At 72.8% G+C, this 22,242-nt stretch carries 24 protein-coding genes and 2 tRNA genes; 18 read left to right on the top strand and 8 right to left on the bottom strand.

Features of this window, described 5'->3' with window-relative positions; genetic code table 11:
* Nucleotides 1–55 precede the first annotated feature (55 nt).
* From OVA28_RS15395 to OVA28_RS15380, 4 genes are all read left to right on the top strand, one after another.
* Nucleotides 56–898 (top strand): carbohydrate ABC transporter permease, encoded by an 843-nt coding sequence (locus OVA28_RS15395; protein WP_071273062.1) that lies wholly within the window; start codon nt 56–58, stop codon nt 896–898.
* Nucleotides 899–903: 5 nt separating this feature from the next.
* Nucleotides 904–1,185 carry a hypothetical protein gene (locus OVA28_RS15390; RefSeq protein WP_268097563.1) on the top strand — a complete coding sequence of 94 codons (282 nt, stop codon included), beginning with the start codon at nt 904–906 and terminating at the stop codon, nt 1,183–1,185.
* A 24-nt stretch (nt 1,186–1,209) separates the two neighbouring features.
* The gene (locus tag OVA28_RS15385; protein ID WP_268097562.1) at nt 1,210–2,337 is read left to right on the top strand and encodes a LacI family DNA-binding transcriptional regulator; all 1,128 of its coding nucleotides are present in this window, start codon (nt 1,210–1,212) and stop codon (nt 2,335–2,337) included.
* Between the two features lie 277 nt (nt 2,338–2,614).
* Complete coding sequence (locus OVA28_RS15380; protein ID WP_268097561.1) at nt 2,615–3,244, top strand: MBL fold metallo-hydrolase; 630 nt, start codon at nt 2,615–2,617, stop codon at nt 3,242–3,244.
* A 44-nt stretch (nt 3,245–3,288) separates the two neighbouring features.
* Here OVA28_RS15380 and OVA28_RS15375 read toward each other — a convergent pair whose 3' ends face one another.
* Entirely contained in the window at nt 3,289–4,191 is a 903-nt protein-coding gene (locus tag OVA28_RS15375) for a DUF72 domain-containing protein (RefSeq protein WP_268097559.1), read from the bottom strand.
* Between the two features lie 101 nt (nt 4,192–4,292).
* Between OVA28_RS15375 and OVA28_RS15370 the strand changes: the two genes are divergently transcribed.
* Nucleotides 4,293–4,368: transfer RNA gene (locus OVA28_RS15370), tRNA-Glu, on the top strand.
* A 61-nt stretch (nt 4,369–4,429) separates the two neighbouring features.
* Nucleotides 4,430–4,505 (top strand) — tRNA-Glu (locus OVA28_RS15365).
* 68 nt (nt 4,506–4,573) lie between these two features.
* Here OVA28_RS15365 and OVA28_RS15360 read toward each other — a convergent pair.
* The 3 genes from OVA28_RS15360 to OVA28_RS15350 are packed head-to-tail and all read right to left on the bottom strand — an operon-like array spanning nt 4,574 to nt 7,007.
* Entirely contained in the window at nt 4,574–5,509 is a 936-nt protein-coding gene (locus tag OVA28_RS15360) for a sucrase ferredoxin (protein WP_268097558.1), read from the bottom strand.
* The gene (locus OVA28_RS15355; RefSeq protein ID WP_268097557.1) at nt 5,506–6,753 is read right to left on the bottom strand and encodes a cupin domain-containing protein; all 1,248 of its coding nucleotides are present in this window, start codon (nt 6,751–6,753) and stop codon (nt 5,506–5,508) included. Before OVA28_RS15355 ends, OVA28_RS15360 begins: the two co-directional genes overlap by 4 nt.
* Nucleotides 6,750–7,007, bottom strand: a complete 258-nt coding sequence (locus OVA28_RS15350; RefSeq protein ID WP_267424957.1) for a BatC protein — start codon at nt 7,005–7,007, stop codon at nt 6,750–6,752. The genes OVA28_RS15355 and OVA28_RS15350 overlap by 4 nt, the downstream gene beginning before the upstream one ends.
* A gap of 84 nt (nt 7,008–7,091) precedes the next feature.
* Between OVA28_RS15350 and OVA28_RS15345 the strand changes: the two genes are divergently transcribed.
* The 3 genes from OVA28_RS15345 to OVA28_RS15335 are packed head-to-tail and all read left to right on the top strand — an operon-like array spanning nt 7,092 to nt 8,490.
* On the top strand, nt 7,092–7,520 hold the full coding sequence (locus tag OVA28_RS15345) for a fluoride efflux transporter FluC (protein ID WP_268097556.1): 429 nt from the start codon (nt 7,092–7,094) through the stop codon (nt 7,518–7,520).
* Complete coding sequence (crcB, locus tag OVA28_RS15340) at nt 7,517–7,891, top strand: fluoride efflux transporter CrcB (RefSeq protein WP_194660227.1); 375 nt, start codon at nt 7,517–7,519, stop codon at nt 7,889–7,891. Before OVA28_RS15345 ends, crcB begins: the two co-directional genes overlap by 4 nt.
* Nucleotides 7,888–8,490 carry a histidine phosphatase family protein gene (locus OVA28_RS15335; RefSeq protein ID WP_194660228.1) on the top strand — a complete coding sequence of 201 codons (603 nt, stop codon included), beginning with the start codon at nt 7,888–7,890 and terminating at the stop codon, nt 8,488–8,490. The genes crcB and OVA28_RS15335 overlap by 4 nt, the downstream gene beginning before the upstream one ends.
* Here OVA28_RS15335 and OVA28_RS15330 read toward each other — a convergent pair.
* Complete coding sequence (locus OVA28_RS15330; protein WP_268097555.1) at nt 8,487–8,909, bottom strand: GNAT family N-acetyltransferase; 423 nt, start codon at nt 8,907–8,909, stop codon at nt 8,487–8,489. The two genes, OVA28_RS15335 and OVA28_RS15330, sit on opposite strands and share 4 nt — an antisense overlap.
* Nucleotides 8,910–8,936: 27 nt before the next feature.
* Entirely contained in the window at nt 8,937–10,004 is a 1,068-nt protein-coding gene (locus OVA28_RS15325; RefSeq protein ID WP_268097554.1) for an FUSC family protein, read from the bottom strand.
* A gap of 169 nt (nt 10,005–10,173) precedes the next feature.
* Here OVA28_RS15325 and leuC point away from each other — a divergent pair, with 169 nt between their 5' ends.
* The 6 genes from leuC to OVA28_RS15295 all read left to right on the top strand — a co-directional run bounded on the left by leuC (nt 10,174) and on the right by OVA28_RS15295 (nt 16,676).
* A complete protein-coding gene (leuC, locus tag OVA28_RS15320; protein WP_268097553.1) occupies nt 10,174–11,610 on the top strand; it encodes a 3-isopropylmalate dehydratase large subunit in 1,437 nt (478 codons plus the stop codon).
* Complete coding sequence (gene leuD, locus OVA28_RS15315; protein WP_194660232.1) at nt 11,610–12,206, top strand: 3-isopropylmalate dehydratase small subunit; 597 nt, start codon at nt 11,610–11,612, stop codon at nt 12,204–12,206. The genes leuC and leuD overlap by 1 nt, the downstream gene beginning before the upstream one ends.
* The gene (gene murA, locus OVA28_RS15310; protein ID WP_071273028.1) at nt 12,206–13,573 is read left to right on the top strand and encodes a UDP-N-acetylglucosamine 1-carboxyvinyltransferase; all 1,368 of its coding nucleotides are present in this window, start codon (nt 12,206–12,208) and stop codon (nt 13,571–13,573) included. The genes leuD and murA overlap by 1 nt, the downstream gene beginning before the upstream one ends.
* Before the next feature lies 1 nt (nt 13,574).
* A complete protein-coding gene (locus tag OVA28_RS15305; RefSeq protein WP_268097552.1) occupies nt 13,575–14,438 on the top strand; it encodes a lysophospholipid acyltransferase family protein in 864 nt (287 codons plus the stop codon).
* Nucleotides 14,439–14,544: 106 nt separating this feature from the next.
* On the top strand, nt 14,545–15,558 hold the full coding sequence (locus OVA28_RS15300) for an NAD(P)H-dependent glycerol-3-phosphate dehydrogenase (protein WP_194660785.1): 1,014 nt from the start codon (nt 14,545–14,547) through the stop codon (nt 15,556–15,558).
* A gap of 32 nt (nt 15,559–15,590) precedes the next feature.
* Entirely contained in the window at nt 15,591–16,676 is a 1,086-nt protein-coding gene (locus OVA28_RS15295) for a D-alanine--D-alanine ligase family protein (RefSeq protein ID WP_268097551.1), read from the top strand.
* Nucleotides 16,677–16,957: 281 nt separating this feature from the next.
* Here OVA28_RS15295 and OVA28_RS15290 read toward each other — a convergent pair whose 3' ends face one another.
* The gene (locus OVA28_RS15290) at nt 16,958–17,443 is read right to left on the bottom strand and encodes a DUF3515 family protein (RefSeq protein WP_268097550.1); all 486 of its coding nucleotides are present in this window, start codon (nt 17,441–17,443) and stop codon (nt 16,958–16,960) included.
* Nucleotides 17,444–17,467: 24 nt separating this feature from the next.
* Between OVA28_RS15290 and thiL the strand changes: the two genes are divergently transcribed.
* Entirely contained in the window at nt 17,468–18,511 is a 1,044-nt protein-coding gene (thiL, locus tag OVA28_RS15285; RefSeq protein WP_268097549.1) for a thiamine-phosphate kinase, read from the top strand.
* Between the two features lie 139 nt (nt 18,512–18,650).
* On the opposite strand, the gene OVA28_RS15280 is transcribed toward thiL, so the two are convergent.
* Nucleotides 18,651–19,214 (bottom strand): RsmD family RNA methyltransferase, encoded by a 564-nt coding sequence (locus OVA28_RS15280; RefSeq protein ID WP_194660237.1) that lies wholly within the window; start codon nt 19,212–19,214, stop codon nt 18,651–18,653.
* Nucleotides 19,215–19,410: 196 nt separating this feature from the next.
* On the opposite strand from OVA28_RS15280, the gene OVA28_RS15275 reads away from it, so the two are divergent.
* Together OVA28_RS15275 and coaD are read left to right on the top strand one after the other, a co-directional pair.
* Nucleotides 19,411–21,612 carry an ATP-dependent DNA helicase RecG gene (locus OVA28_RS15275; protein ID WP_442780829.1) on the top strand — a complete coding sequence of 734 codons (2,202 nt, stop codon included), beginning with the start codon at nt 19,411–19,413 and terminating at the stop codon, nt 21,610–21,612.
* 80 nt (nt 21,613–21,692) lie between these two features.
* Entirely contained in the window at nt 21,693–22,184 is a 492-nt protein-coding gene (gene coaD / locus OVA28_RS15270; RefSeq protein ID WP_268097548.1) for a pantetheine-phosphate adenylyltransferase, read from the top strand.
* The last annotated feature ends 58 nt before the right edge of the window (nt 22,185–22,242 follow it).

Below are 22,242 nucleotides of genomic sequence, written 5' to 3'. Positions count from 1 at the left end.
AGACCGACCCCGCGCCTCCGCCCGGTCCCGCGACCGCGCCGTCGACACCAGTGACGTGCGCGTCAAACGGCACACGGGCCCCCGGGTCCGCACGGCGATCCAGGCGCTCGTCATCGCCGTGTGGTGCCTCCTGCCCTTCTACTGGATGATCGTCACGAGCTTCCGGGACGTCGGGTACACGTTCGACCCGACGCCGTGGTTCACGCACGTGACGCTCGACAACTACGCGACGGCGTTCTCGACCGCCCTCGGCAACCACCTGGGCCGCGCGCTGCTCAACAGCGTGTTCATCGGCGCGGTCGTGACGGTCATCGCGCTGCTCGTCGGCACCACGGCCGCCTACGCCCTGGCCCGACTCGAGTTCCGCGGCAAGTCCCTCATCGCCGGCGCGATCCTGGCCGCGTCGATGTTCCCGGGCGTCGCGCTGATCTCGCCGCTGTTCCAGCTCTTCACGGACATCGGGTGGATGGGCTCGTACCAGGCGCTGATCCTGCCGAGCATCTCGTTCGTGCTGCCGCTGACGGTCTACACGCTGGCGTCGTTCTTCCGCGAGATGCCGTGGGACCTGGAGGAGGCCGCACGGATCGACGGCTGCACCCGCGTGCAGGCGTTCCGCCGGATCATCCTGCCGCTGGCCGCCCCCGCGGTGTTCACGACGGCGATCCTGGCGTTCATCTCGTCCTGGAACGAGTACCTCATCTCGTCCCAGCTCTCGAGCGACGCCACCCAGCCGGTCACCGTCGCGATCGCGTCCTTCGCCGGGTCGCAGCCGCACCAGGAGCCGTACACGGCGGTGATGGCCGCGGGGACGATCGTCACGATCCCGCTCGTCATCCTCGTGCTCGTGTTCCAGCGGCGCATCGTGGCGGGGCTCACCGCCGGCGGCGTGAAGGGCTGACGGCCGTGGCGCTGAAGGCACCCCGTCGCCCGACGGCAGCGATCGAGGAGGCCATGGGCTTCGTCGGCTTCTTCGGAGTCGTGTTCCTCGTCGTCACCGTCGCCTGCGAGCTGACCGGTCGGCCGGCGCTCGGTTGGGCGCTGACGCTCCTCGTGCTGGTCCTCGTCGTCGTCGTGCTCGACCGCTGGCGGGTCCGGGTGCTCCGGCGGACGGTGGTGACGTCGGACCCGTCGCCGGCGGCCGTGAGCCGGGTCGCCGCGGGCACGACGCGCGCGTCGGACGGCTGACGAGCCTCCCGGTCGGGGCACCGCGTGGGGATCCAGGAGATCGCGACCGTCACCGGACTGTCGAAGGCGACGGTGTCCCGCGCACTGCGCGGGCTGCCGTCGGTGGCGGAGACGACCGTCGACCACGTGCGGCGGGTCGCCGACGAGCTCGGGTACGTGCCGAGTTCCGCGGCGGCCGGCCTGGCCACCGGACGGCAGCGCGCGGTCGGCGTCGTCGTACCGGTCATCGACCGGTGGTTCTACGCCAAGGCCATCGGCGGCGTCGACGCCGAGCTGCGCCGAGCCGGGTACGACCTGGTGCTCTACAACCTCGGCGGCCCGGGCGGTGACCGGGACCGGGCGTTCCGACGGTCCATGCTGCGGCACCGGGTCGACGCGCTCGTGCTGCTGTCGCTCGTGCTCGACGAGACGGAGCGCTCCGAACTGGAGCTCACCCGGCACCCGATGATCGTGATCGGGGGACCGGCACCCGGACTCCGGAACGTCGGGGTCGACGACGTCGCGGTCGCGGCCACCGCGGTCGGGCACCTGCTCGGACTCGGACACCGGCGCATCGCCTACGTCGGCGGGCAGGACGAGGCCGGGATGAACGTCGCGGTGCCGTTCCGACGGAGGGACGGGTTCCTCGACGCCATGGCCGGCGCCGGCCTGCACGTGCCGCCGTCGTGGCTGGTGGACGGACGGTTCTCGTTCGCCGGGGGAGCGGCAGCCGGCGGGCTGTTGCTCGCAGGGTCTGGGTCCGGGTCCGGGTGCGGGTCTGGATCCGGATCCGGATCCGGGGCCGGGGCCGGGGCCGGGGCCGGGGCCGGGTCCGCGTCCGTGTCCGCGTCCGCGTCCGCGTCCGCGTCCGCGTCCGCGTCGGAGCGTCCCACCGCGGTGTTCTGCGCCTCGGACGAGATGGCGCTCGGGGTGCTGCTCGCGGCACGGCGACTCGGGATCGCGGTGCCCGGTGAGTTGTCCGTGATCGGCATCGACGGACACGAGTACGGCGCTGCCGTGGGTCTGACGACCATCGCGCAGGACCCCGAGGCGCAGGGGCGGACGGCTGCGTGCGCGGTGCTCGCCGAGGTCGACGGGGCTCGGCCCGGAGTCGTGCCGCCCGCGCTCGCGACGCTGGTGGTGCGGGGGACGACCGGGCCGCCGCCGCGGTAGGGCGTGGGCGTGGGCGTGGGGTGCCGGGGCCGTGGCGCGGGGTGCCAGGGTCGTGGCCGTGGTCGTGGCCGTGGCCGTGGCGCGGGACGGCGTCGCACAACCGAGGTCGGCTCGCGCCACCGAAGACCGTGGTTCGAGCCGACGCTCGTGGTGCGGCGCCAGCCAGCGCCACGGAGGCCGCAGGCAGCGCCGCGGCCGCCCGCCGCGCGTACGCTCGCCCGCCGCAGGCAGCCCCGCGGCCGCCCGCCGCGCGTCCGCGCCGCGTACGCTCGCCCGCATGGAGGTCACCAAGCTCGAGCACGCCTGCCAGGTCGTCAGCATCGGCGACGCCCGCCTGGTGATCGACCCCGGCGGCTTCACCCGCCCGGTCGAGGCCACCGGGGTCGTCGCCGTCGTCGTCACCCACGAGCACCCCGACCACGTCACGCCCGAACAGGTCGCCGGGATCCTCGAGCGCAACCCCGGCGCCGTCGTCCTCGGCCCGGCCGGGGTCGCCCGGGTGCTGCCCGACGTCGCCGTCGAGGTCGTCACCGACGGCGACCACCGCGCGGTCGGCCCGTTCGAGCTCACCTTCCACGGCACCCGCCACAACGTCATCCACAGCTCGGTCCCCGTCGTCGACAACACCGGGGTGCTGGTCAACGGGCACCTCTTCCACCCCGGCGACGCGTACACGGTCCCCGACGTACCCGTGGAGGTCCTCGCCGCACCCGTCGGCGCCCCGTGGCTCAAGGTCGCCGAGATGATGGACTTCGTCGTCGCCGTCGCACCCCGCCGCGCGTACCCGGTGCACGAGGCCACCCTCTCCGACGTCGGCTTCGCCATGCACCTCGGCCGCCTCCGCGACGCGGCCGCCCCGACCGGCTCGGTCGTCGTGCTCGCACCCGGCGAGTCGCTCACGATCTGACGCGGGTCGCCACCAGGACGGACTGGAGGCGCGGGCCGGCTCCGTCAGTCGACCCGGCTCCGCAGGCGCTCGCCGACGATCCGGTCGAGGGCGAGCGCGTCCCAGGGGGCGTGGCGCTCGGCGTCGTTGTCGAAGAAGACGTAGGTGTCCCGTCCGGCGTCGAGGTGCTCGAGGACCGTCGTCGCCCACGTGCCGAGCGCCTGCGCGGAGTAGCCGTCGTGGTACGTCCTGGGCGCTCCGTGCAGCCGGAGGTACGCGATCGGTGCACCGGTGTCGTGCCGGTGCCGCGGGAAGTCGCCGGCGTGTGAGTCCACGAGTGCGACGCGGTGCCGACGGAGGACCTCGAGGTGCTCGTCGGTGACGGCGTCCGCCGCGGCTGACCGGATCTCGAGCGCGTGCTGGATGGTGGTCTGCGGGGCGACGACCGGGTCCACCGAGGCCGTCGGCACCTTGTCGTCGTGCTGTGCGGCGAGCGCCGCGGCGGCAGCGTGGGTCGTCGGGAGCTCCGCGAGGAAGGTGTCGAGGAGCTCGGGGCTCGGCGCCAGACGCTCGGGCAGCTGCCAGAGCACGGGGCCGAGCGTGTCGCCGAGCTCGAGCGGCCCCGAGGCGAAGAAGTTCGCCAGCGCCGTGTGCACGTGCCGGAGCCGGAGCATGTGGGTCACGTAGCGGCCGCCCTTGACCGCGAACCGGAAGGGCCGGGCGCCCGTCGCCGTCCGCCAGGCGCGGTACCGCTCCGGCCGTTGCAGGGAGTAGAAGGAGCCGTTCAGCTCGACCGTCGGGAAGCGCTCCGCGACGTGCTCCAGCCACCGGCGCTTCGCGAGGCGCTCCGGGTAGAAGTCGCCGCGCCAGCCGTCGTACTGCCAGCCGGACAGCCCGATGCGGAGCATGGCCGGACGGACGCCGTCGACGCGGACCGCGTGTGCGCGGGCGTCCCGGTCCACCGTCATCGATCCACCGTAGGCGCTCGCCGCACCGTGGCGCACCCGGGCGACACACCGCGTTTTGGCAGGTTGCGCCGCTTGTGCCATACTTGTCGAGTTGTCGGAACGGCCCCATCGTATAGCGGCCTAGTACGCTGCCCTCTCACGGCGGTAACGCGGGTTCGAATCCCGCTGGGGTCACCACAGGTGACTTGCTCCGAGTCCGACAACAGGCATGGGAACACTGTTCCTCCGTGCCAGCCGCGGCCCCATCGTATAGCGGCCTAGTACGCTGCCCTCTCACGGCGGTAACGCGGGTTCGAATCCCGCTGGGGTCACCAGCACTGAACGCCCTCGTCCACACGGACGGGGGCGTTCGTCGTCCCGGGTGTCTCCGGTCGCGTGTCGATCAGGCGCCGACGGTGACGCTCCGCACGACGAAGCGCGGGACCTCCACGGCGAGCGTCGCCCGGCAGGTCGTGTACGTCGCAGCGGTCCGCACCCGCTCGAGGTCGACGCGGACCCTGTGCCCGTCGGTGTCGAGGTCGACGGACCAGTCGGTGCCGTCCATCGTCGGTTCGGACACCGAGACCGGTCGGAAGGCGTCGATGCGGTCGTCCCCGGTCTCGGCGACGGCCGCCGCGATCGCCGCCTGTTCGACGTGCGTGTGCGTCGACCGACCACGGAACCCGAGGGGCGCGATGCGTCCGCGGAGGTACTGGTCGGCGATGACGACGGGGTCGTGCTCGTCGACGCGGCCGTGGTTCAGCCCGTGCGGGAAGACCATGGTCGTCGCCGCGAACCGGTCCCCGCCGAGGTGGGAGCACTCCCACGTCTCGTCGGGGTACGCGGCAGCGAGCCGTTCCACCACCGAGCGCCCGCGGACCGCGCAGCACTCGTCGTGGCGGCCGTGGGCGCACACGGCGAACACCGGTCGCTCGGACAGCTCGCCCGTGCTGCCGTCGAGCGGGAGCGTCAGGAGGTCCCCGGGCCCGTCGACCTCACCCCAGCGCACCGTGGGCCGTGGTGCGTCCGAGTCGACCACGGCCCACCGCCAGCGTCCTGCACCGCGGAGGCGGCCGGTCCGACGGATCGCGAGGATGCGCATCCCCGCCCGCTGGGCACGGCGCGCCAACGCCGTCCCGATCTCGGGCGGGAGCGCCGGCGACTGGGTCCAGACGTCCCAGCCCCAGGCGCTCGCGACCTCGACGAGGAGCCACCGCCTCCCGGGGGAGGCGGTGGCGACCAGGTCCTCGTCGCTCGCGCGGGAGCGCGCGCTGCACGCCGGACCGCCCTGCGACCGGGGTGGTCCGAGCGCAGGGCCCGTTCGGCGCCACTCGGTCACGGGACGGGTACCAGGACGCCTTCCCGGAGGAGCCGGCGGACCACGACGACGGCGTCGTCCTCGTCGAGCGCGGGGAGCGACCCGACCGCGAGCGTCTCGCCGCCGTGCAGCGCCTGGACGGCGGAGAGTGCCACGACGGGCAGTCGGACCGTCTTCGACGGCAGCACGATGGCGACCTGTCCGGCGTCTTCGCGGACCACGGCGTGGAGTTCGTCGCGCCAGCGGACCCGGTCGGAGCCCGCCAGCCCTGCTGCGACCTCGACCGTGTGGAGCGGACGGACCGGCTCAGCACGGGTCGACCGGCGGAACCGGGACCCGACGCGCACCGCGACCTCGTCCACCGAGGACCCGTCGGCTGCACCCTGGAGGGACGCGATGAGGTCCTCCGCGGCTGCCCGGACGTCGTCGGCGATCTGGGCCGGGTCGGCGAGGTCGATGCCGAGGGGCAACGACGCACGCAGTCGGTCCGACCGGAGCGCTCGGCCGATGAGGTCCCGCGCCAGGTCGGCCCGGGTGACGGCGGGCATGCCGATCGTCAGGTGGATCGTGGTGCCGACGAGCGCCGTCGCCGAGTGCAGCCACCCGCGCGGCAGGTACAGGGCGTCGCCGGGGGAGAGCACGGTGTCGATCGCGGGTTCGCCGGCGGCCTGTGCGGCCACCGCGTCCCGTCGGTCGCCCCACGGCTCGTCGGCGAAGGGCAGCTCGTGGACCGGCTCGTGGATGACCCAGCGCTTCTGGCCCGCGATCTGCAGCACGAACACGTCGTGCACGTCGTAGTGGGGGTCGAAGCCGCGGGACGACGCCGGGGTGATGTAGGCGTTGACCTGCGCGGGGTGCCCGAGCTCGGCGACGAGCCGTCGGGTGAACTCCTGCAGCGGCGGCCACGTTCGGTGCAGCCCCTGGAGGACGATCGTCGACCCGGCGGCGAACTCCGCGAGCACCTTCTCGGAGCTGACCTGGTCACCGACCTCGGCGCCGTAGCCGCCCGGAGCGGTGAAGGCACTCGGTGCCAGCACCGAACCCTCCTTGGCCATCCGGATGAACGGCGTACGCAGGCCCCGGACCGAGAGCAGCTCGTCGGCGGCCTCGGTCGAGAAGAGGTCGTCGAACGTCGTCCCGAGGTCCGCGGCACTGCTCAGCAGCGCGCGCTTGCCCCAGTGGTCCGCGGCGAACTCCGCGACGGAGACGGCGATGCACCGGTCGAGGGCGCTCACCGTCTCCGTCGTGTCGGACTCTCGGCTCACGCCGAGCCGTCCGCGCCGCCGTCGTGGCCGTTCGGGTTGGCGCCGCCGTCGGCCGGGCCTTCGCCGGCGTCGGCCGAGCCGTCGGCGCCGCCGTCGTGGCCGTTCGGGTTGGCGCCGCCGTCCGCGGGGCCTTCGCCGGCGTCGGCCGAGCCGTCGGCGCCGCCGTCGTGCCCGTTCGGGTTGGCGCCGCCGTCAGCCGGGCCTTCGCCGGCGCTCTGGGTGTCCGTCGTGATGTCGTCGTCGTTGATGCTCATGGAGGTCCCTCTCGTCAGCCGGCCGGAGTGCCGTCTGCGCCCGAGAGTAGGACGTCCGCCTGGCCACGGTCCAGGATTGGTCGGGTGAACGACGAGCGACCACCACACCACCGCCTGGGGCTCATCGGGCTGGTCGCGCTCGGGGGCGCGCTCGGCACGGGCCTCCGTGCCGTGCTCACGGACCTGGTGCCGGCCGTCGACGGCGTGAGCTGGGCCGTCCTCGGCATCAACGTCGTCGGGGCGTTCTGCCTCGGGCTGCTCCTCGACGTCCTGGCGCGCCGTGGGCCGGACGTCGGACATCGGCGCACCGTCCGGCTGTTCGTCGGCACGGGGGTCCTCGGCGGCTTCACGACGTACAGCGCGCTCGCCGACGACACGGCGCGGCTGCTCGACGCGGGCCGGTGGGCCGCGGGGAGCGGGTCCGCGCTGCTCTCCGTGCTGCTCGGGCTCGCGGCGGTCGTCGCGGGACGCTGGACGGCCGGGCGCCTGCGTGGACAGGAGCGCGCACGATGAACGCCGTCGAGCTGCTGCTCGTCGCCGTCGGGGGCGGTGTCGGTGCCGCGCTGCGCTTCGTGCTGGACGGCACGGTGAAGGCGCGCGTCGCCGGCTTCCCGCTCGGCACGATGGTCATCAACGCCTCCGGGTCGTTCGTCCTCGGCCTGCTGACCGGGCTCGGCGAGGCGGGGACGCTGCCGATCCCGGCAGTCGCCGTGCTCGGCACGGGCATGATGGGTGGGTACACGACGTTCTCGACGGCGAGCGTCGAGACCGTGCAGCTCCTCCGATCCGGCAAGACCCGGCTCGCCGTCCTGAACGGCCTCGGCATGCTCGTCGTCTCGGTCGGCGCAGCTGCGCTCGGCCTCTGGATCGGAAGGAACCCATGACCTCGGAACGCCCCGGCGAACTCGTCCTCGTCCGCCACGGCGAGACGGAGTGGTCCAAGAGCGGCCAGCACACCGGCCGCACGGACATCCCGCTCACCGACAACGGCATCGAACAGGCCGAACGGGCCGGTCGGTACCTCGCCGACCGCGAGTTCGCGCTCGCGCTGTCCAGCCCGCTGCAGCGCGCCCGGGCCACGGCGACGCTGATCGGCGTCGACCCCGAGCTCGACGACGACCTGTACGAGTGGGACTACGGCGCCTACGAGGGCCTGACCACGCCGCAGATCAAGGTGCAGCGCCACGGGCCGTGGGACCTCTGGACCGACGGGGTCCCGGCCGGGGCCACACCGGGGGAGAGCGCCGCGGAGGTCCGGGTCCGGGCGGAACGCGTGCTGAACCGAGCCCGGCCGTTCCTCGCCGAGGGGCACGACGCCGTCTTCATCGCGCACGGACACGTCCTGCGCGCGATCGGTGCCGCCTGGATCCGCCTCGCCCCGCAGGACGGTGCCGTGTTGAAGCTCGGCACGGCCTCGGTCAGCATCCTCGGCTACGAGCACGGCCGCCCGGTCATCGACGCCTGGAACCTGCAGCCGCGCTAGTCGTCCGCCCCGAGCACCATCGCCATCCCGAGGCTCGGGGCGACGTCGTCGAACCCGAGCGTGCGGTACAGCCGCTGCCCGGGGGGATCGCCGACGAGCGACAGGTACGCCCCCTCCGGCGCCCGGGTTCGCACGTCGGCGATCAGCCACTCCACGACCCGCCCGAGTCCCTGCCGTTGGTGGCCGGGGTCGGTGGCGACGTCCACGAGGTGGAAGTACCACCCGCCGTCGCCGATGACCCGTCCCATGGCGACCGGCACGCCGTCGGCGTCGACCACGTGGCACGCCGACCAGCTGCCGGTGACCGCGGCGGCACCCTGGTCGGCGCGCACCGGCGTCAGCCCGGAGTCGCGGCGGAGCCGGAGGTAGTGCTCGAGCGGCGGCGGCCCCTCGACGAGGCGCAGGGCGTTCGTGTCCATGGACCCGATCCTGCCCGAGACCGCCGGTCAGACGGTGCGGATCGCGCTGGTGGCCCCGAGCGCCCGACCACGCCGCCGCTCGATGCCCCGCCCGACGACGAGCAGCGCGACGCTGACCAGGGCGCCGAGGGTCGTCTGCGCGATCCGGTCGAGCGCCAGGAGCTCCGGCGCCTCGGGCAGGCTCAGCCACGACACGGCGAGCGCGAGCGGCGTCAGGAACAGCAGGCTCACGGCGTAGTGCCGCGCCACGAAGACCTCGGCGAAGAACTGCCCGACCACCGCGATCACGACGATCCACCACAGGCCCGGCTCGAGCAGCAGGATGCCCACCGCGATGACCGTGCCGCCGGCCGTCCCGACCAGGCGTTGGACCGCGCGGACGACCGTGTGGCGCTGTCGCAGGGCCGGCAGGATCGACACCACCGCGATGACCGCCCAGTACGGGTGCCCGAGCCCGGGGATCGTCTCGGCGACCGCGCCGGCGACGAGGGCGCCGACGGCGTTGAGCGCGACGGTCTCCCAGAGCGCAGCGGTCCGGAGCACCGACAGGTCACGGTGCTTCCGGTCGCCGAGCGGACGGAAGGCGTGCGGGGCGCGCGGGTGACCGACCCGCCGCACCACGGCGCCGGACATCGCGACGAGCCACGCCCACGCGACGGACCCGAGGATGACCACGGTCACGAGGGGCAGGTCGGACGGCCGGAGCGGCACGAGGGCCGAGACCACGAACGCGAACACCGGGAAGATCGGCTGCGCCGGGATCGCCCGCAGTGCGCTGAGCGTGCCGATCGCGACGACGAGCACGACGACGAGCACGACCGCCTGCAGCCACAGCGGCGACCCGACGAGCGCGACCCCGATGCCTGCGAACATGCACAGCGTCTGCAGTGCCCCGGCGACCCCGGTGGTGACGGCGCGCTGCCGGTAGGGCTCGGTCTGCCCGAAGACCGCCGTGAACCCGGCGAACATCGCGAAGGCCGCGTAGCCCGGCATGCCCAGGGCGATGAGCAGCGCGAGCGGTGCCCCGCCGGCGATCGCGGCGCGCGTCGCGCCCTCGAGGTTGACGGTGCGGGACGAGTGTGGCGGCTTCTGCATGACCCGGCCATCCTCTCACCGCGACACGTGTCGGCGAACGGCGGGTGAGCCTCCCGGCCGTGCGGAGGCGGCCACGGGGCGGGGTGGGCCCGTTGGTATACCAGTGGTAGCATCGCTGCACCGCACCGCGACAGCGGGGTGGACGGACACGAACCGAAGGGTCGAGAGCATGGGCAGGACGCTCGCCGAGAAGGTGTGGGACGACCACGTCGTCGTCAAGGGCGAGGACGGCAACCCCGACCTCCTCTACATCGACCTCCACCTCGTGCACGAGGTGACGAGCCCGCAGGCCTTCGACGGGCTGCGGCAGGCCGGTCGTCCGGTGCGCCGCCTCGACCTGACGATCGCGACCGAGGACCACAACACCCCGACGCTCGCCATCGACCGCCCCATCGCGGACCCGACGAGCCGCATCCAGATCGAGACGCTCCGCCGCAACTGCGAGGAGTTCGGCGTCCGCCTGCACTCGCTGGGCGACGAGGAGCAGGGCATCGTCCACGTGGTCGGCCCGCAGCTCGGGCTGACCATGCCGGGCATCACCGTCGTCTGCGGCGACTCGCACACCTCGACGCACGGGGCCTTCGGCGCCATGGCCTTCGGCATCGGCACGAGCGAGGTCGAGCACGTCCTGGCGACGCAGACCCTGCCGTTGAAGCCGTTCAGGACGATGGCCGTCACGGTCGAGGGCACGCTCCGGACCGGCGTCACCGCGAAGGACATCATCCTCGCCGTGATCGCGCAGATCGGGACCGGCGGCGGCCAGGGCTACGTGCTCGAGTACCGCGGCTCGGCCATCCGGGCGCTCTCGATGGAGGGCCGCATGACGATCTGCAACATGTCGATCGAAGCCGGTGCCCGCGCCGGCATGGTCGCCCCCGACCAGACCACGTACGACTACGTGCAGGGCCGCGACCACGCCCCGACCGGCGCCGACTGGGACGAGGCCGTCGCGTACTGGGACACCCTCGCCACCGACGACGACGCGGTCTTCGACGCCGAGGTGTTCATCGACGCGGACACCCTGGAGCCCTTCGTCACCTGGGGCACGAACCCCGGCCAGGGCGTCTCGCTGTCGCAGTCCGTGCCCGACCCGGCCAGCTACGCGGACCCGAACGACCGCGCTGCGGCCTCGCGGGCGCTGGAGTACATGGACATCGCCGCCGGCACCCCGATGAAGGACATCGCCGTCGACGCGGTCTTCATGGGGTCCTGCACGAACTCCCGGATCGAGGACCTCCGGGCCTTCGCGTCCGTGATCAAGGGCCGCGAGAAGGCGCCGGGCGTCCGCGTCATGGTCGTGCCCGGGTCCGCCCGTGTCCGGCTCGAGGCCGAGGCCGAGGGGCTCGACAAGGTCTTCACCGACTTCGGTGCCGAGTGGCGCTTCGCCGGGTGCTCGATGTGCCTCGGCATGAACCCGGACCAGCTGGCGCCGGGGGAGCGGTGCGCGAGCACGTCGAACCGCAACTTCGAGGGACGCCAGGGCAAGGGCGGTCGCACGCACCTCGTGTCGCCGCTCGTCGCCGCGGCGACCGCGGTGCGCGGGACGCTCTCGAGCCCCTGGGACCTGACGAACGAGCACGAGGCCGCACTCGAAGGAGCCGTCTGATGGACGCCATCACCACCGTCACCGGGATCGCCGCACCGCTGAAGCGGTCGAACGTCGACACCGACCAGATCATCCCCGCCGTGTACCTGAAGCGGGTCACGAAGACGGGCTTCGAGGACGCGCTGTTCTCCGGCTGGCGGCAGGACCCCGAGTTCGTCCTGAACCAGGAGCGGTACCAGGGTGCGAAGGTGCTGGTCGCCGGACCGGACTTCGGCACCGGGTCGTCCCGCGAGCACGCCGTGTGGGCGCTCCGCGACTTCGGGTTCTCAGTCGTGGTCTCACCCCGTTTCGCGGACATCTTCAAGGGCAACGCGGGCAAGCAGGGCCTGGTCACCGCGATGGTCACCGAGCCCGACGTGGAGCGGCTCTGGGCGGAGATCGAGGCCAAGCCGGGGATCGAGGCCACGGTGGACCTCGTGACCCAGCGCGTGTCGCTGGGCGATGTGGACGTGGCTTTCGAGATCGACGCTTACACTCGTTGGCGGTTGATGGAAGGGCTCGACGACATCGGGCTCACCCTCCGTGACGAGACCTCGATCACGGAGTTCGAATCCCGCCGGGCAACTTGGCGGCCGAAAACATTGCCGGTGAAGTAGTGAACTCTCTCGTACAGGACGCAGCAGCAGCAGGAGCGCGCGTGGGACTCAAGTCGGACGAGATCGTCATCCGCGGCGGCAAGCCGCTGGTCGGACGCATCGAAGTCCGTGGGGCCAAGAACCTCGCGACCAAGGCCATGGTGGCCTCCCTGCTCGGCGACACCCCCTCGATCCTCAAGGACGTCCCGGACATCTCCGACGTCAAGGTCGTCCGGGCGCTGCTCGAGGTGCACGGTGTGCGCATCACGGACCCTGCACGAGGCGAGCTCATCCTCGACCCGTCGAACGTCGAGTCGGCCCACTTCGCCGAGATCGACGCCCACGCCGGCTCGAGCCGCATCCCGATCCTGTTCTGCGGCCCGCTGCTGCACAAGCTCGGCGAGGCGTTCATCCCCGACCTCGGCGGCTGCCGCATCGGCGACCGTCCGATCGACTTCCACCTCGACGCCCTGCGGGCCATGGGCGCGGTCGTCGACAAGCAGATCTCCGGCATCCACATCACGGCGCCGAACGGCCTCAAGGGCGCGGACATCGAGCTGCCCTACCCGAGCGTCGGCGCGACCGAGCAGGTCCTGCTCTCCGCCACGCTCGCCGACGGCACCACCGAGCTCCGCAACGCCGCGATCGAGCCCGAGATCATGGACCTCATCGCGATCCTGCAGAAGATGGGCGCGATCATCACGGTCGAGCCGAACCGCACGATCTTCATCGAGGGCGTGAAGTCGCTCCGCGGCTACACCCACCGTGCGATCAACGACCGCAACGAGGCCGCTAGCTGGGCCTCCGCCGCACTCGCGACGAACGGCGACATCTTCGTCGAGGGCGCGAAGCAGCAGGAGCTCATGACGTTCCTCAACGTCTTCCGCAAGGTCGGCGGCGGGTTCGACATCCAGGAGGACGGCATCCGGTTCTACCGGGAGCTCGAGGTCCTGAAGCCCGTCGTCATCGAGACCGACGTGCACCCCGGCTTCATGACCGACTGGCAGCAGCCGCTCGTCGTGGCGCTGACGCAGGCCGAGGGCCGCAGCGTCGTGCACGAGACCGTCTACGAGAACCGCTTCGGCTTCACCGACGCCCTCAACGAGATGGGTGCCGACATCGTCGTGCACAAGGAGGGGCTGCCCGGCCACGACCGCCGCGTCGCCCGCCGTCCGTTCGAGCAGGCCGCGGTCATCACCGGCCCGACGAAGCTGCACGGCGCGAACGTCCGCGTCCCCGACCTCCGCGGCGGCTTCAGCCACCTCATTGCGGCGCTGACCGCCGAGGGCGAGTCGCACATCACGAACGTCGGCATCATCAGCCGCGGGTACGAGCACTTCATCCCGAAGCTGCGCAAGCTCGGGGCGGACTTCGACTTCGCCGGCTGAGATGGCTGCACGATCGCACGGGGACGGTTCCGACCGCTCCGACGACGGCCGAGCGCTCAACGGCTCCGACCGCCTCGGCGGCGGCGCTCTCGACACCGTGACCACCGGCCTGCCCAACCCGGGCCGGCGGTGGAAGCGGGGCGAGCGCAACATCGCCTTCCGCATCACCTCGGTCTTCGTCATCCCGCTGTTCCGCTGGGTGTCGGCCTACCGCTGGCACGGGCCGAACCGCCTGCCCGAGCGGGGGGCGTTCGTCCTCGCGCCGAACCACTACACGAACATCGACCCCCTGGTGGTCGGCACCGCGGTCTGGGTGTCCCGACGCCTGCCGCGGTTCCTCGCCAAGGCGTCGATCTTCCGCGTGCCGGTCGTCGGGCGCCTGATGACGGGCATGGGCCAGATCCCCGTCGAGCGGTCGGGGCGCACGCGCCTCAACGACCCGCTCGGCGGCGGCCGCAGCCTGGTCGAGCAGGGCGGCGCGGTGATCGTCTACCCCGAGGGCACGCTCACCCGTGACCCCGACCTGTGGCCGATGCGCGGCAAGACCGGCGCCGCACGGATCGCGCTCGAGAACGACGTCCCGCTCATCCCGATGGCCCACTGGGGCACGCAGCGGATCATGCCGCGGTACTCCAAGAAGCTGCACCTGTTCCGGCAGGCGCACGTGGACGTCATCGTCGGTGAGCCAATGGACCTGTCGGCGTACCGCGGCAAGCCCCTCGACCAGCAGCTGCTGGCCGAGGTGACGGCGGAGCTGATGGCGCAGATCACCGCGCTCGTCGAACAGCTGCGCGGCGAACGGGCACCCGAGCAGCGCTGGGACCCGAGTGCGAACAACCAGAAGGAGACCGGCAAGTTTGAGTGACGCAGCCGACCGGACCACCGCGCCCGGCCTCCGCCCGCACGACGACCACCCGGACCCCTCCGTCGCCGCGCGCGGCGCCGTCGACACCGCGGCCATCCGCGTCGTCATGCAGTCCACCGACAAGCCGCGCGTCGCCGTCATCGGTGCCGGCAGCTGGGGCACCACGTTCGCGAAGGTCCTCGCCGAGGGCGGCGCGGAGACGGTCCTCTGGGCCCGCCGTCCGGAGATCGCCCGCGAGATCACCGAGACCAAGCGCAACTCCGAGTACCTCCCCGGCATCAACCTGCCCCGCACCCTGACCGCCAACACCTCGCTGGCCCGGGTGCTCGAGGGCGCCGAGCAGGTCTACGTCTCGGTGCCGTCGCAGACCCTGCGCTCGAACCTCGACGCGATCCGCGAGCTGCTGCCAGCCGGCGTCCCCGTCGTCAGCCTGATGAAGGGCGTCGAGAAGGGCACGGGCCTCCGGATGAGCGAGGTCCTGCTCCAGGGCCTCGGCATCGACCAGGACCGCATCGCCGTCGCGAGCGGGCCGAACCTGGCGCTCGAGATCGCCCGCCGCCAGCCGACCGCCGCCGTCATCTCGTCGTCGAGCGTGGACACCGCGACCGCCGTCGCCGCGGTCGCCACGAACCCGTACTTCCGGTCGTTCATCAACACGGACGTCATCGGCACCGAGTTCGGCGGTGTGCTGAAGAACCTCATCGCCGTGGCGATCGGCATCGTGGACGGCGTCGGCTACGGCGAGAACACCAAGGCGTCGATCATCACGCGCGGCCTCGCCGAGATGACCGAGTTCGCGGTGTCGCTCGGTGCGCAGCCCTCGACGCTGTCCGGGCTCGCGGGCCTCGGCGACCTCATCGCCACGTGCCAGTCCCCGCTCTCGCGCAACAACACCGCCGGTCGGCTGCTCGGCCAGGGGTACCGCTTCGACGAGGTCGTCCGGCAGATGAACCAGACCGCCGAGGGGCTGGCGTCCGTCGCGCCGATCCTCGAGCTCGCCGCGGCGAACGGCGTCGACATGCCCATCGTGGGCCAGGTCGCCGAGGTCCTCGCCGGTAGGCTCGATCCGCGCAACATCGCACCGCACCTCACCGAGACCGACGAGCCCCAGGGCGAGTGACCGGTCCGGCCACTCTGCAACCAGGAGCGTCCATGACCAGCACCACCACCGTCGTCGTCCTGTTCGGCGGCCGCTCCAGCGAGCACGAGATCAGCTGCGTCACCGCCGGCGGCATCATGGACGCCGTCGACCGGACCGCGTACGACGTCGTCCCCGTCGGCATCACCAAGGACGGCGACTTCACGCTCCAGCCCGACGACCCGTCGGCATGGGCCCTCGACGGCCAGCACCTGCCGGTGGTGCCGGACAACGGCACCCGCGTGCGGTTCCCGAGCGCGGCCGAGCCCCGCGAGCTCACGGTCGAACACCCCGACGGCTCTGTCACCACCGTCGCCGTCGACATCGTCTTCCCGATCCTGCACGGACCCTTCGGCGAGGACGGCACCATCCAGGGCATGCTCGAGATCGCCGGGCTGCCGTACGTCGGGGACGGCGTGCTCGCCAGCGCCCTCGCCATGGACAAGCACGTCGCCAAGGCGGTCCTCGAACACGCGGGCCTCCGGGTCGCCCCGTGGTCCACGGTGCTCCGCCGCGAGTGGGACGCTGACCGCCTCGGCATCGCGGAGAGCATCGCGATCCACGGCTGGCCGCTGTTCGTCAAGCCCGCCCGCGCCGGGTCGAGCATGGGCGTCTCGCGCGTCGACGAGCCGTCCGAGCTCGGCGCCGCGATGGACCTCGCCTTCGAGCACGACAGCAAGGTCATCGTCGAGCCCCGGGTCCTCGGTCGCGAGGTCGAGGTCGCCGTGCTCGAGGGCCGTGACGGCGTCCCGCGCACCAGCCTGCCCGGCGAGATCGTCGTCGCCGAGGACGGCTTCTACGACTTCGCCGCCAAGTACCTCGGCGGCGACGAGCAGCTCCTCTGCCCGGCGCCCCTGACCGAGGACGAGACCGACGCGATCCGCTCCATCGGGGCCCGCGCGTTCGAGGCCATCGGCGGCTCGGGCCTGGCCCGCGTCGACTGCTTCCTCACCGACGACGGCTTCGTCGTGAACGAGGTCAACACGATGCCCGGCTTCACGCCGTTCTCGATGTACCCGCGGTGCTGGGCGGCGACCGGGGTGTCCTACCCCGAGCTCGTCGCCGAGCTCATCGAGCTGGGGCGCGCCGCCATCCGCTGACGCGCCGGTGGTTCTCCCGCGCGCGGTGAGTCGTTTCGCGCGTAGGGGGTCGGAAGTTCTGACCTGCAACGCGCGTTCCGACTCGCCGACGCCGCGTCAGCAGGTGGGAACGCGCGTTGCATCGGACGGGAGGCTCGGTGCCGGACGTGCGCCGAGCCTCCCGTCCGGCGGCTAGTCACGACGCACCGCTGTGCTCCGAATGGTCACCAGTCGTCGCCTGCGGCGCCGTCAGGCGACGGGACCTGACCGCTCAGCAGACGTGAGCGGGGTGTCCTGACCGGTCAGCCCTGCACCTGGGACGGGTCGAGGCACTCGTGGCCGTCCTTCGGCAGGGAGTCGACCGCGTTGCCGACGTCCTGCAGCACGGACGCGGTCGTCTTCGACGTGTCGATGACGACCTGCACGGCCGGGTCGCGCCCGAACGTCGTGTAGACGACCTGCTTGCCGCGGTCGTCGCGGATCCAGTCGACAGACCCCTGCGAGAAGCACGGCAGGTCGGAGACCGTCGGGACGGCCACGCCGCAGTGGTAGACCGCGGCCGAGGGGTCACCCCATGCGGCGGTCGACTGCGCGTTCGTGTTGCGGAGCGCGTACTTCGTGTCGACCGTCTCCGGGAGCCGGACCTGCGCGTTCGCGCACGCCGCGGCGTTCGCCGACGGGGCGGCCGTCATCGGGACCGCGTTCGTGCACCCGGTGAGCACACCGGCCACGGCGACGAGCAGCGCGAGTCCGGCGGTGATCCGGGTGGTGCGGCGCGCGGTGTCCATCGTCGACCAGGCTACCGTTCTCGTGTGGACGAGACGGACGAGTCGAGCGGACCCGTGGACCCCTGGACCGGACCGACCGTGGGGGAGCTGGGCGAACTCGTCGTGCTCGACCGGGTGGTCTCCAGGCTGCCGACGGGCTCGCCGCTGGTGGGCCCCGGGGACGACTGCGCGGTGGTGGCCGCGCCGGACGGACGCTTCGTCGTCACGACGGACCTCATGGTGCACGGGCCGGACTTCCGGTGGGCGTGGTCCTCGCCCGAGGACGTCGGCTGGAAGGCCGCCGCCACGAACCTCTCCGACGTCGCCGCGATGGGCGCCGTGCCGTCCGGGCTCGTCGTCGCGCTGGCGGCGCCGCAGGACACCCCCGTGGCGGTGCTCGAGGGCATCGCGGACGGCTTCCGGCTGGCGGTCGCGGCACTCGCGCCCGACTGTGGTGTCGTGGGCGGGGACCTGTCGACCTCGTCGGCGTTCACGGTCGCGGTGACGGCGTTCGGCGACCTCGAGGGCCGGGCTCCGGTGCTCCGGTCGGGCGCCCGGGTCGGGGACGTCCTGGCGGTGTCCGGTGAGCTCGGCGCCGCGGCCCGGGGACTCGGGCGGCTGTTCCGCGACGGCGTCGACGTGCACGGGGAGCCCTCGGCCGCAGCGGTGCGGACGTCGGGACTGGACACCGACCCGGACGTCGGACGGCAGCGTCGCCCGGTGCCGCCGATCACTGACGGTCCCGCCGCCGGTGTCGCCGGGGCCACGGCGATGCTCGACCTGTCGGACGGGCTCGCGATCGACGCCGGGCGGCTCGCGCGGGCAAGTCGGGTGACGCTCGAGCTCGACGCCGGTGCCGGTGCCGGTGCCGCTGCTGGTGTCGGTGTCGTCTCGGATGAGATCGCGCTGCACGGGGGCGAGGACCACGGCCTGCTCGCGACCTTCCCCGCGGACGTCACGCTGCCCGGGGGCTTCCGGCGCATCGGGGTGGTGGTCCCGCGTGGCGAGGCGGACCTGCTGCGCGCGGGCGAGCCGGTGCCGACCACGGGATGGGACCCCTACGCGGACTGGGACGGCGTCGCGGGCTGAGGAGGCGGTGTGGTGCGGCGTGGTGTCGTTCCGGGTCGTGCGCCGCGGGCACGGGCGTCTGCTGGGGCGGTGCGCGACAACGTCGAGGTCGTACGACAGCGATGGTGTCGTTCCGGGTCGGGTCGCAGCCCGTCGCGGATCAGGCCGCTGCGACCACGGCCTCCCACGCGACGGTCTCGCCGTAGCTGCGCTTGCTGAAGGGTTCGAGCCCCGCGGGCCAGCTCGGCTCGGGGGAGCGCTTGCTCCGCTCCACGACGACCACGGCGTCCGCGGTCAGCCGCGGCACCAGGGCCTCGAGCACCTCGGCGATCTCGTGCTCGGTGACCTCGTACGGCGGGTCGATGAAGACCAGATCGAAGGTCCGGACGGTCCCGCGCAGGAACCCGAGCGCGGGCTGCGCGTGCACGTCGATGCGGACACCGGGCACCCGCTGCTTCACGATCCGCGCGTTCTCGCGACAGGCCGTGGCCGCGGCGGCCGCGCGGTCGACCAGGACGACCTCCACCGCGCCGCGCGACGCGGCTTCGAGCCCCAGGGCGCCGGTGCCCGCGTACAGGTCGGCCACCGCGGTGTCGTCGACGAGCCCGCGGGACTCCAGCGAGGAGAACAGCGCCTCGCGCACGCGGTCGCTGGTCGGGCGGGTACCCGACTTCGGCACCCGGAGCGTCGTGGAGCCGGCGGCGCCGGCGATGATGCGGGTCATGCAGCAACCGTAGCGGCCGCCCGCGGGCCCGCAGCGGTTGTCCACAGGCCGGATCGGAGGCTCGGTGCACGTCGGCCGTCCCGGGTACCGTTGCCGTGTGGTCACCTCACGAGCCGCTGCGCGCACGAGCGCGTCGTCTGCCGCCGCCCCCGGTGCGGCGGATGCGTCCGCAGCCGACGCCTCCGCGGCGACGGACCTGCCCGCGGGCACCGCATGGGCGCCGGCGCCGCTCGACACCCGCCTGGCGAACGTGCTCGGCGGCCGCACCGCCAAGGCCGTCGAGAAGGCGTTCGGGCACCGCACGGTGGGCGACTTCCTCGAGCACGCGCCGCGTCGGTACGCCGAGCGCGGGGCCCTCACGGCGCTCGACTCGCTCGCGATCGGGGAGGCCGTCACCATCGTCGCCGAGGTCGTCGACGTCCGGGAACGCACGATGCGCCAGCGTCGTGGCTCCATCCTCGAAGCCAAGATCGGCGACGGCAAGGGCCTGCTCACGCTGACGTTCTTCAACCAGGGCTGGCGGACCAAGGACCTCGTGGTCGGTGCCCGCGGGATCTTCGCGGGCAAGGTCGGTGACTACCGCGGCGCTCGACAGCTGGCCCACCCGGACTACGAGCTGTTCGACGCCGACGACCCACGGGCTTCGGCGGACCCCGAGTCCGACGAGGCGATCCGCTTCTCCCGCCAGCCGATCCCGATCTACCCGGCCACCGCGTCCCTGTCGTCGTGGCAGATCGCCAAGGCCATGGCCGTGGTGCTCGACACGCTGCCGGAGATCGCCGACCCGGTGCCCGCATCGGTGCGGGCTCGGCTCGACCTGGTGCCGTTCCGCCGTGCCCTCGAGCTGCTGCACCGCCCCGAGAAGGTCGCCGACTTCAAGCGGGCCCAGGACGCCCTCCGGTACCGCGAGGCCTTCGTGCTGCAGACCGCCCTGGTCCAGCGCCGCATCGCCGCCCGCGCGACCGCCTCGACCCCGCGCACGGCGTCCCCGGGCGGGGTCCTCGAGCGCTTCGACGCCACGCTCCCCTTCACCCTGACCGAGGACCAGCGCTCCGTGGGCGACGAGATCGCGCACGACCTGGCCGGGGACTGGCCGATGCACCGGCTCGTGCAGGGGGAGGTCGGCTCGGGCAAGACCCTCGTGGCGATCCGCGCGATGCTCACCGTCGCGGAGTCCGGCGGGCAGTCCGCGCTCATCGCCCCGAAGGAGGTGCTCGCCGCCCAGCACCTGCGGTCCATCGTCAAGTTCCTCGGCCCCGACCTCGCCGCGGAGCTGCGCCCGGTGATCCTGACCGGGTCGCAGTCGACGGACGAACGCCGACGCTCCCTCCTCGCCGCGGCCTCGGGTGGGTCGCGGTTGGTCGTCGGCACGCACGCGCTCCTCGGCGACCGTGTGGACTTCGCCGAGCTCGGCCTCGTCGTCGTCGACGAGCAGCACCGGTTCGGTGTCGAGCAGCGCGAGGCCCTCCGGACGAAGGGCCAGGCCCCGCCGCACGTGCTCGTGCTCACGGCGACGCCGATCCCGCGCACCGTGGCGATGACGGTGTTCGGCGACCTCGACGTCTCCACCATCGCGGGCATGCCGTCCGGCCGTGCCGGCGTCGAGACCTTCACGGTGGGCCTCGCCGAGCACCCGGGCTGGGAGTCGCGCATCTGGACCCGGATGGCCGAGGAACTCGCATCCGGCCGCCAGGCCTTCGTGGTGTGCCCGGCGATCGACGACGCCCACGCCGAGGACGACGGCGAGCCCGACCCGGAGACGGACGAGGACGCCCCGAAGCGCACCCCGGCGACGGTGCTGGCCACGGCGGAGCGCATGCGCGGGATGCCGGTCCTGCAGGGCCGGCGGATCGAGGTCCTGCACGGCCGGATGTCCGGCGACGAGAAGGACCGCGTGATGACCGCGTTCGCCGCCGGCGACGTCGACGTCCTCGTCGCGACGACCGTGATCGAGGTCGGGGTGGACGTGCCGAACGCGTCGATGATGGCGATCCTCGACGCCGACCGCTTCGGGGTGTCGCAGCTGCACCAGCTCCGCGGACGCATCGGCCGTGGCCAGTACCCGGGCGTGTGTCTGCTCGTGACCGCCGCCGAGGACGAGACGACCTCCCGCGAACGCGTCGACGCCGTGGCGGCCACGGACGACGGCTTCGAGCTGGCCCGGGTCGACCTCGAGCTCCGGCGCGAGGGCGACGTGCTCGGCGAACGACAGTCCGGCGGGCGCTCGTCGCTCAACCTCCTGCGGGTCGTGCGGGACGCCGACGTCATCGTCGATGCGCGAGAAGAGGCCGAGCGCCTGCTCGAGCGCGACCCCGACCTCGCCGACCAGCCCGAGCTGCGCGACGCCCTGGCCCGGCGGCTCGACGAGTCCGACGCGGCGTTCCTCGGCAAGAACTGACCCGGGCTCCCCACGACCCGAACGCACCCCGAACGCACCCCGAACGCACCCCGACGGGCACCGCCGGTATCGTCGACGCCATGACGCAGATCGCGGTGGTCCCCGGCTCCTTCGACCCCGTGACCCTCGGGCACCTCGACGTGATCGGGCGTGCGGCGGGGCTGTTCGAAGAGGTCCACGTCCTCGTGGTCCACAACCCGGCGAAGTCGACGGCGATGTTCGAGGCCGTCGACCGGGTCCGGCTCATCGAGGAGTCCTTCGCCGAGGTCGGCGCGCCGAGCAACATCCGGGTCGGGGAGTGGACCGCCGGGCTGCTCGTCGACTACTGCCGCCAGGTCGGAGCGACGGTCCTGGTGAAGGGCGTGCGTTCCGGGGAGGACGTCGCCTACGAGACCCCGATGGCGATCATGAACCGGCACCTCGCTGACGTCGAGACGGTGTTCCTGCTGCCGGAGGCCTCGCGGGCCCACGTCTCCAGCTCGCTCATCCGTCAGGTCGCCACGCTCGGCGGTGACGTGACGCCGTACGTCCCCACCGTGGTGGAGCGGGCACTGCACGACCGCCTCCGCTGATCCCGGCGGACGCCAGCAACACGCCACGCCTCGACACGGCACGCCGCTCCTCGACGTG

The organism is Curtobacterium sp. SL109 (assembly GCF_026672405.1).
In the GTDB taxonomy this organism is placed as follows: Bacteria; Actinomycetota; Actinomycetes; order Actinomycetales; family Microbacteriaceae; genus Curtobacterium.
Note: the sequence above shows the minus strand (reverse complement) of the source record. Positions and strands in the feature narration are given on the sequence as shown.

Excerpts from the sequence above, each read along its gene's own strand:
- OVA28_RS15295 (WP_268097551.1), top strand. The coding sequence starts at position 15,591 with ATGACCAGCACCACCACCGTCGTCGTCCTGTTCGGCGGCCGCTCCAGC.
- coaD (WP_268097548.1), top strand. The coding sequence starts at position 21,693 with ATGACGCAGATCGCGGTGGTCCCCGGCTCCTTCGACCCCGTGACCCTC.
- OVA28_RS15290 (WP_268097550.1), bottom strand. The coding sequence starts at position 17,443 with ATGGACACCGCGCGCCGCACCACCCGGATCACCGCCGGACTCGCGCTG.
- OVA28_RS15325 (WP_268097554.1), bottom strand. The coding sequence starts at position 10,004 with ATGCAGAAGCCGCCACACTCGTCCCGCACCGTCAACCTCGAGGGCGCG.
- OVA28_RS15350 (WP_267424957.1), bottom strand. The coding sequence starts at position 7,007 with ATGAGCATCAACGACGACGACATCACGACGGACACCCAGAGCGCCGGC.
- OVA28_RS15305 (WP_268097552.1), top strand. The coding sequence starts at position 13,575 with ATGGCTGCACGATCGCACGGGGACGGTTCCGACCGCTCCGACGACGGC.
- OVA28_RS15280 (WP_194660237.1), bottom strand. The coding sequence starts at position 19,214 with ATGACCCGCATCATCGCCGGCGCCGCCGGCTCCACGACGCTCCGGGTG.
- OVA28_RS15300 (WP_194660785.1), top strand. The coding sequence starts at position 14,545 with ATGCAGTCCACCGACAAGCCGCGCGTCGCCGTCATCGGTGCCGGCAGC.
- OVA28_RS15375 (WP_268097559.1), bottom strand. The coding sequence starts at position 4,191 with ATGACGGTGGACCGGGACGCCCGCGCACACGCGGTCCGCGTCGACGGC.
- OVA28_RS15330 (WP_268097555.1), bottom strand. The coding sequence starts at position 8,909 with ATGGACACGAACGCCCTGCGCCTCGTCGAGGGGCCGCCGCCGCTCGAG.
- OVA28_RS15380 (WP_268097561.1), top strand. The coding sequence starts at position 2,615 with ATGGAGGTCACCAAGCTCGAGCACGCCTGCCAGGTCGTCAGCATCGGC.
- leuD (WP_194660232.1), top strand. The coding sequence starts at position 11,610 with ATGGACGCCATCACCACCGTCACCGGGATCGCCGCACCGCTGAAGCGG.
- OVA28_RS15335 (WP_194660228.1), top strand. The coding sequence starts at position 7,888 with ATGACCTCGGAACGCCCCGGCGAACTCGTCCTCGTCCGCCACGGCGAG.
- crcB (WP_194660227.1), top strand. The coding sequence starts at position 7,517 with ATGAACGCCGTCGAGCTGCTGCTCGTCGCCGTCGGGGGCGGTGTCGGT.
- leuC (WP_268097553.1), top strand. The coding sequence starts at position 10,174 with ATGGGCAGGACGCTCGCCGAGAAGGTGTGGGACGACCACGTCGTCGTC.